This window comes from Streptomyces herbicida, from assembly GCF_032656585.1.
Classification (GTDB): Bacteria; Actinomycetota; Actinomycetes; order Streptomycetales; family Streptomycetaceae; genus Streptomyces; species Streptomyces herbicida.
Map to the genome: position 1 here is coordinate 182,364 of NZ_JAUYWJ010000022.1, position 13,275 is coordinate 195,638.

A 13,275-nucleotide genomic window follows, 5' to 3' on the forward strand; every position below is an offset into this window, starting at 1 on the left:
CGTCACGCGTTTCCGGCAACCGAGCCGTTCTGCCACTCCAGCCGCACGCGCAGGGTGGCCTTCGTCTCCCCATCGACCAGCAGGCAGACCATCTGGGAGCCTTTCAGAGCGAACTCAAGCCCGAACTCGGCCTCCACGACATCCGGTTTCACCGACTGAAACGCGCTCTGTACGGTGGTTGCCACACCGCGCAGCGCGGTGCTGATAGCGCTCAAAGAGAGCGCCTCGCGCAGACCGACGTTTGAGGGCCCCGCATCGGCGCTGTCCAGATTGTCTCCTCCACCTGCTACAGGCAGCGCTCGTACCAGAACCGCGCCGTCGTCGGGCAGCTTCAGTTGGATGATTTCTGCATCGCCCATCGTTGGCACCCCCGTAAGCCCGCGCTGTCATGCAGAGGTCATCGTGGCATGAAGCGTCCTGTTATGGCGCCTTTTCCGTGATTCCGAGGCGGCCGCTCACGCCGTGGTGCTAGGCGGAAGCTTCCCAGTTGGACTCCTCTAGCTGAAGACGGATAGCCGTCGGGAGGGGCACACGGGGCTCCTGTGTGCCGTCACTACCGCCTACTCGTCACAGGTTTCGGGCCAGAGCACGCAGTTCGTCCATGCAGTGCGTCAAATCGTTACCCGGGCTGCGAGTTCACTGCTGCCCGTGGCCGCAAGGTTGACGGAGGGCGGCGGACGCGTGTGGTCCCGATAACGTGAATGTCGTTGGGATCCCGGCCGTCGAGCCCGGTCACCTCCTGTTGCCCCATGGTCCATTGCGGGTCGGAGAACCCTGCGTGGCAGTGCAACGCGACAAGCCGTTGCAGGACAGCCGGGGGTATCTGGACACAGAGGTCGAGCAGGGCGGCGCATCGTGCGGCTCCGGAGGGGAGTCCGATGTTGTGGAGTCTCCTGGTGAGCCGGCGGCTGGTACCGCTCCTCCCGGTGTCTCAGTCCTCACTGCGCAAGTGGGCCAGGTCTCAGCCGTCCGTGGGTAAATACCGAGGGTGCTTGGGATACCTGGACTGCATTTTCAGGTACTTGGGTCGGGGTCATAGGAAGTGACACCAGTGGCGATCCGCCGGGCAGCCCGGTCGTAGAACCTGTTGGACACAGGTTCGTCAGACAGAACGATCGCAGCGCGCTCTGCCTGGAGTCTTCGCAGGGTCGTCTCGAGTTCCTGTTCGCTTCGAGAGCCGGACATCGCCACTTCCAAGCGTGCCGCGTGGCGGAGGTTTGTATAGCGTCTCGCCGACTCCCGGTACGCCTCGGTTCTTCCCCCGGGGCCGAGGAACGAGGCCGTTGCGGCGACGGCCCCGGCGACGGCGGAGATCGAGCCTCCGACGCGTGCGGAGTAAAGCGCTGAGAGGAGTCCTGCCACGGCGGCTACGAGGGCGGGGAGGAACACGGCGGTTCTGGCCCAGAAGGCGGTGGCCTTGGCCGCCTCGAAGTAGGACTGGGCGCTGTATGTGGCGTCTCGGTGCAGCCGTTCCAGTTCTGCGACCGGGGGGAGTGGATCCATCGATCTTCCTGCCCTTCTGCAGTGCTTGTTTCCTGGGGGCGCTTACGCGACGCGTGCGTCTCAGCCGCGAAATCTGCTTCGGTCCGTGCAACGCAGCAGCCCGGGGCATCCGGAGAGGGTGACCACCACATGGTCGGGTCCGCGGATGGGGCGTAGCGTCCCCGCGGGGGAGACCCGTCCGACCCGTTGCGGCGCTCCTGGCTCTCGTGCCCCATGCGATGTCAGACGGAGATCTGCTGGATCTGAAGCTCATTGATGGTCTCCGGCAGCAGTTGCGCACGCACGAGTAGACGACAGGTCACGAGGAACGCCGCTGTCAGATCAGCGTCGTCGAGCGACCTGACAGTCGCTGAAAGAGGCAGCAGCGTGCCTGCGACGATCGCGCGCATGACGGAGAGGACTTCAGGCATCGGGCCGGGCAGCGGGCTGCGCCGCAAGTGGTCCCCGTACGCCTGTGCGGCCGGGACAACGGCGTCGGCCAGCACCCTGATGAGGGCGTCGGCCTGTTCACTGGCCGGAGGGGGGTGCTGCTCGCTCAGCTCCAGTCGCACTCTGGCCAAGATTTCGAGTGAACTCTCCAGGGTGTCGAAGGCTGTGCAGAATGGTTCTGGCAGGTGCGACCAAGGTGTGTACGTGATCGGCGGGCGGGCCGCCTGGACCCGCTCCGCCAGATATAGCTCATTGCCGTCCAAATCCCTGATCCGCCACTGCCTCCCAAGCAGGAGCCACAGCGGCTGGCTTTGGACCGTGAGTCCAAGGTCTCTTTGGGCACGCCACACGGTGTCGCGGGGATGGTTGATGAGCGGGGCGATCGTTCGCTTCTCGGCCCGGTCCTCTCTCAGGACGCCGACAGCCTTGTCGTGGTGTGTTAGCAGTGCGTCGATCTGCCCGTCCTGCGGCAGGACTTGCGTCCGCCACCCGGCGACACGGCGGTAGAACTCCGCCATGTGGTCGATTCGGTCGGTGGTGAGGTCGAGCCGGGCAGGCGCAATGGCGCCGAAGCCCGTGTCCCCACCGGGCTGCCAAAGCAGGAGCGGATGCTGCGCGGGATCAGCCATCACGGCGTACCCGAGCACATCTGTCTCGCTCGTGGGATGGAGCAGCTCGCCTCCCGCTCCAATGGCTGCTCTGACACTGTCGCGGAGCGAATCAACGATGATCCCCAGGCACGCCAGTGTGTTCGTGGCACCCTCGCCGCGTGGAACTGGCAAGCCAGCTGGCCAGGTCAGCTGCGGCCAGGCCTCGTGCCACCCCCGGGAGAGGAATCGGGTGACCGCTGTTGCCTCAGGGGCCCGATACGGTACCCACAAGGGCAGCCCGGTAGAACTCCGACCTGGATAGCGTGCATCCTCGGCCCGGGCGACTGCCTCCGCGAGGAAATCCACGGCATGCCGCGCGGCTTCCCACTGACGGGTGGGTCCGGTGAGCCGCACCAGCGGGGTTCTCCGCTCGTCCACTTCAAGAGAAAGGAAGGCAAAGTCATCCCCGAGCGCTACCGTGCGCAGTCCCATGATGCGCTCGGTCAGGGATTCGAACGACCGGATCCTGAGGTCCAGGTGCTTCGACAACAGGTCGGCGAAGTGGTCATCCAGGATGTGGCGCAGACGGCACTGCCACAGCGTGTCCCAGCCAGAGGTGGTTGCGTTCACGGTTGCCCGCCTTCGTCATCGCTGCCAGGGCAGGTGATGCACCAGTCGGAGTTCTTGAAGTGGGAGGAGAGGGACGCGACTTCCTGCGACAGGTCGGGGGGTCCGCAAGACGCGAAGACTGCGATGCTGACATCGCGGTGCAGCGCGTCAGACATCAGGTCCATGAAGTACGCCAGATGAGGCATGGTGGCTCGGAGCAGGTCCCAGCAGACGTAGTCGTAGACGTTGTGGTAGGTGGTCTCACGCGTAGGGGAGAGGCCCACTTGCCTGGCATGCATCTCGCATTTCGCCACGATGGCGTCGCTCGATAACTGCAGGTCGTAGTCGCTTGGTACCCGGTCGATGCCGGCGGTGTACATCGCGTCGAAGGGGCGCCGACGAGGGCGTAGGGCGGGGGGCCATCTCTTGTTGAGGCGGCCTTCGATCTCTCGTACCTCGAAGAGCTCGGGGAACCTCCCTCGGCATTTCCGGAACGCCTGGATGATTTCCGAGCGGGTCGCGGGCAACGTCTTGTGTCTGCCTGCGAAGAATGCCGTGGAACTTCCTTTAAGCCGGATGTCGACTTCCCGCGGATCGACTCCGTCGGCCCGTAGGGCCCGCGCCAGGTTGTCGACGAAGGCTTCATAGGTGATGGCGGAGAAGCCAAGCGGGAGCTCGCCTACGAGCCAGTTGCTGAACGTGTCCCTGGAGATGGACAGATAGTCGAGGTCCTCGGCAGTGACGAGGTACCCGCTGTCGTCACGCAAACTGGGAGGGACGTGCCGCATGTCGATGGGCTCAAGCCGGAGGGGCTGTCCAATGGCCTGCTCAATGGCCTGCCGTACCTCGTCCACCGTGGCCAGCAGTTCAGCAGAGACGATCGTCAGCCGACCGTCGACCAAGGGGCTGTCATTGACGACTATCCCGAAGAACAGGCTTCCGCACGTCACTACGGCACCCGGGGCGCCCCTTCCTGGATCAGCCGCCGGGTTCGTCACCGGGGGATGGCGACAGGGCTCATCCCAAACCATCATGTGGTAGCAGTCGTGCATGGCCCCGCCGCGCGCCTTGATCCAACCTGCCACATGCATCAGCGGCCTCATGCTGACGCGGGAGCCCGTATAGCCGGAAAACCCGGTGACCTGGGCGTCCGCCCACGCATCGTCTTCAGTCAGCGCCCCCCACCGAAGCGGGACAGTAAGAGACCAGGGATCCGACTGATCTCCCGGGGGAGGTTCGACGGACAGCAGGGCAGCGTCGACGCCCGCGGTCCCCGGCCACACCACAGTCGCCGAGCAGCGCACCTCACTGTGATCACCCCGACGGACTCTGATCAGCGAGAACGGCCGGCCATCCTGCCCAATGACGGTGTGGCGAGGGACCAGCACCAGCCTGCCCGCGATCCACGCACCAGTGCTCGAAACCCAGCCCCGCGCCGTCTCGGACCACACCTCCACCAGGTGAAATGGGCTCACAGCGAGTACTCCCCGGGTCACCTCCCGGGTCACGTCCATACGTGTCACCCCCGGCTCGCTCATGACCGCGCCCCCCAAAAAAACGAACCCGTGTGCGATGCGCGGGCCCTCGACCGTCGCAGTGAGGGCTACGACTGTAAGGGAGCAACCATCGCATGCGTACGGAAATCGCAACAGTTCGCGGCTACTCCACGTGGACCTGGGCATGCCCACCCTGCCTCGGCAGCACGCCGCAGCAGCCGAACAAATAGCTGTGCAGAAACCCTTGTCGATGTCATACGGGGCTGGTAGGCGGTTTCGTTCTCCTCGGTGTCAGAGTGCGCTCCTGCTGGCACCCGTCATCGTCGCGAGGCGGCGTGAGGCCAGATCTGCACGAGGAAGTGCTCCGTGTCGTCTGGCATGTCGTCAGGGCTGATGCGCACATCACGTTCGAGGTGCAAGAGATGAGCGCGCCCCTGGGCGTGGACGCGCGCGTGGTAGCGGCCAGGAGCTCCCAGGGTGAGATTCTCACTGAGGGGGTGTTCTGAGGCGGCAGAGAAATGGACTTGGCCCTGGCTGAGCCAGAGTTCCGCTTCTTCGTGTTCTTGCCATGCCACGTGGCTGTCCCTGCCGGGAGATGCGGCGGACCAGGAGCAGGTCGCCCAGGCCGTCGCTGCCGTCCGGCCCGAGGTCGGCGTCGCGGGCCTCGCTCAGGCGACGCAGGAACGGCTCTAGGCGGTAGAGGTTCTCCGTAAAGAGGACCTCGTTGAAGCCCTCCCCACGGAGCGACTGGTGGGAGTGGACCCTTGCCTTGTGCTGCGCGCGGACCGTGTCATCGGGCACGGTCCGGTTGTCCGGGCGCGGGACTTGGCGAGCCAGGCACACGGGGGCTTCTCAGGAGGTCGCCGATCCTGAGGCAGACGCACAACGGAGTCTTCGCAGCTCAGTGGCTGTGATCCTGCACCGTAGTAATCACAACATGTGTGGCACAAGGCATGTCGGCCGGCTTCGCTCGTCCGTGGTCGCTGGTCGGCGGCTGCTGGTGACGGCGGCTTGGCAGCACTCCGCTGACGACAAGCCGTCGCTGGTGCACTGTGGCTTCAGGTGAAGGGCCTGGGCTCAGTTCTGTTTCACATGCCCTCGACCGGGCTTCCCTTGCGGGCCGATCATTCCACGGCCCCCCTCGATGGCGGAGTACGAGAGCGTCTGCGGGTCGACGATTCGCCGGCCGTTTCGGTGAGCCGCCTCGTCGGACAGCCGATCAAATCAATCCGGGGAGGTATCGGAGTTCACGCGTCGGCGTTTCCGCTGCTCCGCTCGATCGGGATCCACAGCTGGGAGTCGGTCTCTTCGTCGGTCTCCACCGGGTGCGTCCGCAGGAGCTCCGGACCTTGTCGGCTCGCGTAAGGGTTTGAGGGGAACCACTGCGTGAACACGTCCCGCCACAGCTCCTGGAGCGCGCTCGGATAGGGACCGTGGTTGTCGAAGACCGCCCAGGTCCCGGCCGGCACGTCGAGGGCGTCGAGCTCCTCGGCGGCCGTCTCGGGGCTGGTAGCCACGCCGATCCAGTAGTCCGCCTCGGCGCCCTCCTCCCGGCTGTCGGTCAGGTACACCGCCGCCGACAGGATCCCCTCCGGCTCCCGGCAGCCGGGCAGCTCCTTCATCCGTACGATCGCCCGCTCGTCCAGGCTCTCCACGTGTGCCGCGGCGGCCGCGTTGACCCCCTCATGCACGAGTGGGACTCGGGCCTTCCTGCCGACGATCCGAAACGACTCCTTCTCCACGATCCGGTACCGCATGGTCGTACTACCTTCGACGACGACGCGGAAGGACATGCGCGGCTGTGCCGTGAGCACCGCACCCGCGCGCCGGGCCTCGCCCGGCCCGATGCCGTGCACTGACCGGAATGCCCGGGCGAACGCCTCGCCCGAGCCGTACCCGTACTGCACCGCTACATCGAGCAGCGTCTTCTCCCCGGCCAGCACCTCGGCCGCAGCGAGCGTCATCCGTCGGCGCCGCACGTAGACCGGGAGCGGCATCCCGGCGAGGGCGGAGAACAGCCGCCGGAAGTGGTATTCCGACACCGCGGCGATCCGGGCCACCTCGGCCACGTCGACCTCCCGGTCGAGGCAGGCCTCCAGGTGGTCCAGCGCCTGATTCAACCGCTCCAGCACGCGTATCTGTCCTTCCTTCTTGTCTCTCCCCCGTAGGAACGCCCACCCAGCCACAGGAGCCGCAGCGGCCGGGACCCAAGCCCAAGCCGGAGTCGTCTGCCGCGAGTGGCGGCCGGGCTGTCATCAGTGCTGCGATCTCGGGGCCGGCCGGGCTGTCGTGACGCACATGCTGGACGAGTGATCCCGGGCCGGTGGGACCAGCCAACGATACGGCCGGTCGAGCCTTCGGCCGCGCGGCCGTCAGGCCGCCTTTAGGTGCAGAGAGGATTCATTCGCGCTCCGCCCGACAGAATCCGTGCGGGAATTGTTGGGCAGGAGGTCCCGGTGTTACCTGAGGCTTGCGCCCATGACTGATATTAAGGGGCTATGCGAGCCGCGGTTCGCCGCAGTCCGTGCGGCCCTTGCAGCTTCGCTCGGCAAGGACGACGTGGGCGCCTCGGTCGCTGTCTACCTGGACGGCGAGCCGGTGGTCGACATCTGGGGCGGGTACGCGGATGCGGACCGCTCTGTCAGCTGGGAGCGTGACACCCTCACGGGCGTGAACTCGACGACCAAGAACATGACCGCCCTGTGCGCGCTCATCCTGGTCGACCGAGGCCAGCTCGATCTGTCCGCGCCAGTCGCCGCCTACTGGCCCGAGTTCGCCGCGGCCGGCAAGGGGAACGTGCTGGTACGGCACGTGCTGTCCCACACCGCGGGGCTGCCGGACCTGTCCGGGCTGACGGCGGTCGAGGACCTGTACGACTGGCAGAGCGTGACGGCAGGGCTGGCCGCGCAGGCCCCCGAATGGGAACCGGGAACGGCCGCCGGGTATCACGCGCTCACCTTCGGGTTCCTGATCGGTGAGATCGTGCGCCGCATCACCGGCCGTAGCCTCGGCGAGTTCTTCGCCGAGGAAGTGGCCAAGCCGCTGGGCGCGGACTTCCACATCGGGCTCTCCGCCGAGGATGACCGCCGCCTCGCACCGCTTATCCCGCCGCCGTCACTGACCGACGAGTACGCCTCCAGCGCACCGCCCGGACCGGACGGGATACGTCGGGAGTACACCGGGGCCGCGGTCCGGGTCAGGGATGCCAACTCCGTGGCCTGGCGCCGTGCGCAGATCCCGGCGGTGAATGGCTTCGGCAACGCTCGGTCTGTCGCCCTCGTCCAGTCGGTACTGGCAAACGGGGGTTCTGCCGGTGGTGTGCGGCTGCTGTCCCCCCAGGGCTGCGAGCCCGCGTGGCAGGAGGTGTTCCGCGGCGAGGACCGCGTTCTGCGGACGTCGATGTCCTGGACCGTGGGCTTCGGCAAGTTCGGCAACACTTTCGGATGGGGCGGATGGGGCGGCTCGCTGGTCGCCAGCGACCCTGATTCACGTATGACGGTGGCCTACGTCATGAACCAGATGATTGACCGAGAGCAGCAGGACGACAACCGCGGCATGGAGATCATCATGGCGGCCTACAGCGGACTGCAGTGACAACCCACGGGAGGGGAAGTCCGTGCGTGCACGGACTTCCCCTCCCGTTCTCAGTTCCGCAAGTGAGTGTTCCAGATCTGCTCTGTCCTTGCGCTCAGCTGCCGGTGTTGAGTCGACTGATCAACTGACGGTTGACGGGTCGTGCAGCCTGGAGTTCCTGCTCTCGTTCTTCGAGCTGTCCGCTCAGGGCGGCGACCTGTTGTTCCATCCCGACAGCGGAGAGCGTCGCTGCTCTGCTGCGTTGGTTGCCGATCCAGGCGCCGAGCTTGATGTCCCGCTGCTCCTGATCCTCGCCGGCTGACCTTGGCACACCGCGCTGCGAGCTCGGCGAAGAAGGGTTTGCCGCCGCCTTGCACGCTGGCCGGCGCTGCGCACTCAAGGACGAAGTCGCCTATGCACTGGAGGAGAAGTCGGCTGCCCTGCCTCCCCAGGACAAGCGGGAGGCGCCGTCGCCGCTGACCCGCAGGGAACGGGAGGTCGTCGGCCTGGTCGCCGAAGGGCTGACCAACAAGGAGATCGCTGCCTGTTTGGTGACTCCCCTGCGGACGGCCGAGGGGCCACGTCGAGCGGATCCTCACCAAACTCGGTTTCACCTGCCGTGCCCAGGTAGCGGCATGGTCCGCCAAATCCACGGCTGACCGCTGCTTCGCTGGATATGCTGCACGCCGCTTCGGCCGAACCGGAGCTACCCAGCTCACTCGGTGTCAGGGCCTGGGGGCCGACGAGGTGGAGGCTGAAGACGCCGCCACACTCAAGGACTGCACCGAGCTGCACGAGACGGTGCAGAGTATTCTTGAAATTCCGAGTTGCTGTGGAGGTCGGCATGAACGCGCTCGAGTTGCTCAAGAATGCAGGGCTGCAGTTGGGAGTGGCGGCGGACCGAGGCAGGGTGAAGGTCCGCTGCTTTGATCGTGGTTGGGACTTGGATGGCGTGTGGGCACCCGGCAAGCAGGAGTGGTCCTTGGACGGTGAACCCATCTCTGAGCACGAGGCCCGCGGTCGTCTTCGGGAGGCCGGGCTGTAGGCAGGGTTCGTTTCTTCACCGACCAGATCCCCGAACCCCAAGGCGCCTGGCTCCTCAGCTGCGCACTCATCCTCGTCTGCATCGACGAAGCCCGCTTCTGGTGACAGTACGCCGTCGCCCCTCTCACACACCGCCGCACGCTGCCTCTTCGATATACAACCTCGCCTGCGGCGAGCAGCATGCAGCACCCCGGCGGCATGCGGATCGTGTGCGTCGCGTACGCGCTCACCCTCACGTCCGCCTCCCGCACGCCGCCCATCACACGGGCCGCTTGCTTGCGCTGGGATGCCCGCACCCGTGACTACGTGGAGCGTCGTGTCGCCAGGCCTCGACCGTGGAACCGCTCGAACAGGCCCCAGTGACACTGGTGTTGCCATTGGTGTCCTGCTCCTGGTGCGACTACTTTTACAGCGCCTGGCGCGGCTACGAGCAGGAGCGCGGCGCATACCCCGACGCGGCCCTGCTCGCGGCCCACGGGTACGAACGGGACACCATCACCGGCGATCCGCCCCTTTGGCACCGTGCGCGCCCCCGTCCACGGCCGGTGCGCGAGCGGCCGAATGGCCTTACGGCGGCGGGGGCTTGCGCGGCTGAGGCTGCTGTGTTTCTGCGGTCGGCTACCCAGGCCGCGCAGCCCCTGGCGCATTGCGTGCGTGAGGCGTTACCTTCTGTGACGAGGGGCGGTTGCGTGCGACACCGACACCCTCGGGGGAGGGGTGCGATGGAACCTGTGTCGCTGATTGTCGCCGCGCTGGCGGCCGGAGCCGCTGCGGGCGTCTCCGATGCTGCCAAGGAATCCGTGGTCGCCGCCTACCGGCAACTACGGGAGGCGGTACGGGCACGGCTCGCCGGCCGTCCGGACGGGCGACTGATCCTGGAGCGTTTCGAGGAGCAGCCCGATACCTGGGAGCGTCCGCTGCGGGCCGAGTTGGCGGCGTCCGGAGTCGACGCCGAGGAAGCCCTGATCGCACTGGCCCGGCGCGTGCTCGCCGAGGCGGGGAGGGATGACCGGCAGGGAGCCAAGTATCAAACCCACTTCCACGGCCGGGTCGGCAACGCCGTCGTCGGTGACAGTGCGCACGTGGATATGACGGTCCACGAATCCGGCCCCGGACCCGATCAGGCCTGACGCGCCGATGCCATGGAGAGAGCGCAACCGGAGCACGTGGAGTTCCATGGAGCCGTCGAATTCGCCCTGATCGGTGACCACACCAGTGTGACCATCCACCAGGAGCCGCCCCGGCTTCCCGCTCCATTCCTCGCTCCCAGCCGATCCTCCGGACTGCTCGTGGGCCGGAAAGAACTGCGGGACCGTATCCGCGGCCTGCTCTGCGAGCGTGCCGTGGCGCTCTGCGGGCTGCCGGGTGCGGGCAAGACTGCGCTCGCCCTGGACCTGGCCTACGATCAGCAGATCCGGGCGCGCTTTCCCGACGGCATCCTCTGGGCCGGCCTCGGCGCCCAAGGCAACGTACAGCGGCACCTGGCCGACTGGGGAGAACACGTCGGCCTGCGAAGCCAGGACCTGCACGAGCAGACCGCGGCGGGCTGGTCCGAGGCGCTCCACCGGAAGATCGGTCAACGGCGTTTCCTGCTGGTCGTGGACGACGCCTGGGATCCGGACGACGCACTCGCGCTGCAGGTCGGTGGGCCGAACTGTGCCCAGCTGGTGACCACCCGGTTCCCCGGTGTGGCCCTGGAGTTCGGAGGAGCCGTGCTGCACGTGGACGAGCTGGCGCCCGCCGAGGGCCTGCACCTGCTGGAGGCTCTGGCCGAGGAGACCGTACGATCGAACCGCGAGGCGGCCGCCCAACTGGTCGCTCTCGTCGGGGGACTGCCGTTGGCCCTGACGCTGATGGGACACCATCTGAGGGAAGCGGAGCTCGACGGGCAGCACGGCGTTACCGAAGCCCTTGCTCGGTTGCGGCAGGCCGAGCAGCGCCTGCGACTGGTGCGCCGCCAGGCCCCGAGCGCCGCACACCCCAGCATTCCCGGCGGTCTGCCGATCTCCCTGCTGGCCGTGCTGGACCTCGGATACGCGAGGCTGCCCGCTGTCGCCCAGCAGGCTCTGCGCGACCTGGCGGTCTTTCCGCCGAAGCCCAACAGTTACGGCACCGCAGCCGCACTGGCGGTCACCGGCGCGGATCCGGAGACCCTGCGCGCCGTCGTACGCGCCGGGCTCATCGAGTCGGGCGGTGCGGATCGCCAGTTCATGCATCAGGTCGTGCACGATTACGTACAAGCCAAAGGGGTCCCGGTCGCGGTCGAACGCCGTATGGCCGAGGTCTACGTGGGCATGGTCGTTGAGGGGGCAGAAGGAGCCGGGGAGGGCGCCATGAGCAGCGAACAGTTCCAGCAGGAACTCGGCAACGTCCTGCAGGCGCTCGACCACGCGCACCGGCACGACATGCACGAGACTCTCCTCGCCGGAGTCGACGCGGCCTACCCCATGCTGATGCACCGTGGCCTGTACTCGGTGGCTGAGCCCCACCTCAAACACGCGCTTCGTGCGGCACGCGCGGTGGGCGACGCACGGGCCGAGGCCCGCACTCTCTTACGCCTGGGCAATGTCACCCTGGAGCGGGGCGATCTGCGCGAGGGAAGCCGGTACCTCGACGAGGGCATGCAGTGCGCGCAGCAGAACGACTCGGTGGGCGAGATTGTCGACCTGCTGCTCAAGATGGGCTGGGGCACCGGCATGCGGGGTGATCTCGAGCGTGCCCGGCGGCACTTCTCCGACGCCCTGATCGGGGCCGAGGGCGCCGAGGCCGTTCCGGCGCTCCAGGGCCTGGGCTGGGTCATGGGACTCCAGGGCAGGCACAACGAATCCGGCGCGCATCTGCACCGTGGACTCGAGCTGGCCAGGGAGAGCGGCCAATCCGATCAAATAGCGGGACTGTTGCAGGTCAGCGGGTGGATGAGGGCCTTGGCCGGTGACTATGCCGCCTCCGCGGCGCACTTCGAGGAGTGCCTGGAACTGTCCCGCACCCACCATCTGGACACCGACGAGGTCGACGCACTGCACGGTCTGGGCTGGCTCGCCACCGAGCGCGGCCACTACGCCCGCGCTCGCTCGCTGCTCACCGAGGCCCTGCGGCTGGCCCGCGAGCGGGACTACCACGAACGTGTCCCCATCATGGTCAACCTGGCACGGGTCATGGACAGGACGGGTGACCTGAACAGTGGCGGCCACCTGCTGCGCGAAGCCGAACAACTAGTACGCGCTCACGACCGTCCCGAGAAGCTGAGCGACGCCCTGCGCGAACTGGGCCGGCACGAACTGGCCACCGGAGCACCGGAAGCAAGCGAGCTGCACCTGCGTGAAAGCCTACGGATCGCCGAACGGATCGCCATGCGTGGTCCGTTGGCCGGTGCCCTGGAAGCACTCGCGGAGTTCGAACTGGCGCGGGGCCGCATCCCTGCCGCACGCGAACTCCTGCTGCGCGCCATGCGACTGGAACGCGGCAACGCCGCGATGCTCGCACGCCTGCGGCTGAGCCTCGCGGCGACCTACGAGGCCGAGAATGACCTCGCCATGGCCGAGGACCTGTTCCGCGCGGCGGCCGCGGGCGCCGGACGCACCGGCCAGGATGAGCTCACCGCCCTCGCCCTGGCCGGCGCGGCCCGCGCGTTGGCCTCCACCGGAGATCCCCAGGACGCCCAGGCGCTGGGCGCAGAGGCCCTCGAACGCTTACGGACCCTTGCCAGCCCGAGGGCGAACGAGGTCGAGCGGTGGCTGGACGGGTTTCGGTCACCCCCATGAGCGGGTGGTGACGTGGCTCGCGACGCTGTCCCCAGCCAGTAGCGCGCACTGCGCGGCCCCGCGCGCCCACGTTTACCCGGACTCTTGCAGAAAGTCCCGGCGTTCACGCTGGGGATGAATGCATCTCAAGGCTGCTCTGACGTGGGGCCTTGACCCCGGAGTTTGAACACGTCTATGCGGCTCGGGCCAGGGTAGTTGATGTTGGGTGGACGGTGATCTCGTAGGTGATCGGGGCTCGCTGGCCGAGCCGGGAATGACGGCGTCGGGTGT

General features: G+C 67.1%; 10 protein-coding genes. 5 read left to right on the forward strand and 5 right to left on the reverse strand.

Annotation, left to right across the window (positions count from 1 at the left end):
* Positions 1–2 precede the first annotated feature (2 nt).
* The 5 genes from Q8A52_RS37065 to Q8A52_RS37085 all read right to left on the reverse strand — a co-directional run bounded on the left by Q8A52_RS37065 (position 3) and on the right by Q8A52_RS37085 (position 6,759).
* A complete protein-coding gene (locus tag Q8A52_RS37065) occupies positions 3–359 on the reverse strand; it encodes a CU044_2847 family protein (protein WP_316759760.1) in 357 nt (118 codons plus the stop codon).
* A 655-nt stretch (positions 360–1,014) separates the two neighbouring features.
* Positions 1,015–1,503: a hypothetical protein gene (locus Q8A52_RS37070; protein WP_316759762.1), complete on the reverse strand. Its 489-nt coding sequence runs from the start codon at positions 1,501–1,503 to the stop codon at positions 1,015–1,017.
* A 221-nt stretch (positions 1,504–1,724) separates the two neighbouring features.
* Positions 1,725–3,152 (reverse strand): hypothetical protein, encoded by a 1,428-nt coding sequence (locus Q8A52_RS37075; RefSeq protein ID WP_316759764.1) that lies wholly within the window; start codon positions 3,150–3,152, stop codon positions 1,725–1,727.
* On the reverse strand, positions 3,149–4,645 hold the full coding sequence (locus Q8A52_RS37080) for a hypothetical protein (protein ID WP_316759766.1): 1,497 nt from the start codon (positions 4,643–4,645) through the stop codon (positions 3,149–3,151). Before Q8A52_RS37080 ends, Q8A52_RS37075 begins: the two co-directional genes overlap by 4 nt.
* A 1,229-nt stretch (positions 4,646–5,874) precedes the next feature.
* Entirely contained in the window at positions 5,875–6,759 is an 885-nt protein-coding gene (locus tag Q8A52_RS37085; RefSeq protein ID WP_316759768.1) for an AraC family transcriptional regulator, read from the reverse strand.
* 346 nt (positions 6,760–7,105) lie between these two features.
* Here Q8A52_RS37085 and Q8A52_RS37090 point away from each other — a divergent pair, with 346 nt between their 5' ends.
* The 5 genes from Q8A52_RS37090 (at position 7,106) to Q8A52_RS37110 (ending at position 13,005) form a co-directional block, all read left to right on the forward strand.
* The gene (locus Q8A52_RS37090) at positions 7,106–8,221 is read left to right on the forward strand and encodes a serine hydrolase domain-containing protein (protein WP_316759770.1); all 1,116 of its coding nucleotides are present in this window, start codon (positions 7,106–7,108) and stop codon (positions 8,219–8,221) included.
* An 88-nt stretch (positions 8,222–8,309) separates the two neighbouring features.
* Entirely contained in the window at positions 8,310–8,522 is a 213-nt protein-coding gene (locus tag Q8A52_RS37095) for a hypothetical protein (RefSeq protein WP_316759771.1), read from the forward strand.
* A 49-nt stretch (positions 8,523–8,571) separates the two neighbouring features.
* Positions 8,572–8,859, forward strand: a complete 288-nt coding sequence (locus Q8A52_RS37100; RefSeq protein WP_316759774.1) for a LuxR C-terminal-related transcriptional regulator — start codon at positions 8,572–8,574, stop codon at positions 8,857–8,859.
* Between the two features lie 1,107 nt (positions 8,860–9,966).
* On the forward strand, positions 9,967–10,374 hold the full coding sequence (locus tag Q8A52_RS37105; protein WP_316759777.1) for a hypothetical protein: 408 nt from the start codon (positions 9,967–9,969) through the stop codon (positions 10,372–10,374).
* 12 nt (positions 10,375–10,386) lie between these two features.
* A complete protein-coding gene (locus Q8A52_RS37110) occupies positions 10,387–13,005 on the forward strand; it encodes an NB-ARC domain-containing protein (RefSeq protein ID WP_316759780.1) in 2,619 nt (872 codons plus the stop codon).
* Positions 13,006–13,275 lie beyond the last annotated feature (270 nt).

Coding starts and splice junctions, on each gene's coding strand:
- Q8A52_RS37065 (WP_316759760.1), bottom strand. CDS start 359: ATGGGCGATGCAGAAATCATCCAACTGAAGCTGCCCGACGACGGCGCG.
- Q8A52_RS37070 (WP_316759762.1), bottom strand. CDS start 1,503: ATGGATCCACTCCCCCCGGTCGCAGAACTGGAACGGCTGCACCGAGAC.
- Q8A52_RS37080 (WP_316759766.1), bottom strand. CDS start 4,645: ATGGACGTGACCCGGGAGGTGACCCGGGGAGTACTCGCTGTGAGCCCA.
- Q8A52_RS37090 (WP_316759770.1), top strand. CDS start 7,106: ATGACTGATATTAAGGGGCTATGCGAGCCGCGGTTCGCCGCAGTCCGT.
- Q8A52_RS37105 (WP_316759777.1), top strand. CDS start 9,967: ATGGAACCTGTGTCGCTGATTGTCGCCGCGCTGGCGGCCGGAGCCGCT.
- Q8A52_RS37110 (WP_316759780.1), top strand. CDS start 10,387: ATGGAGAGAGCGCAACCGGAGCACGTGGAGTTCCATGGAGCCGTCGAA.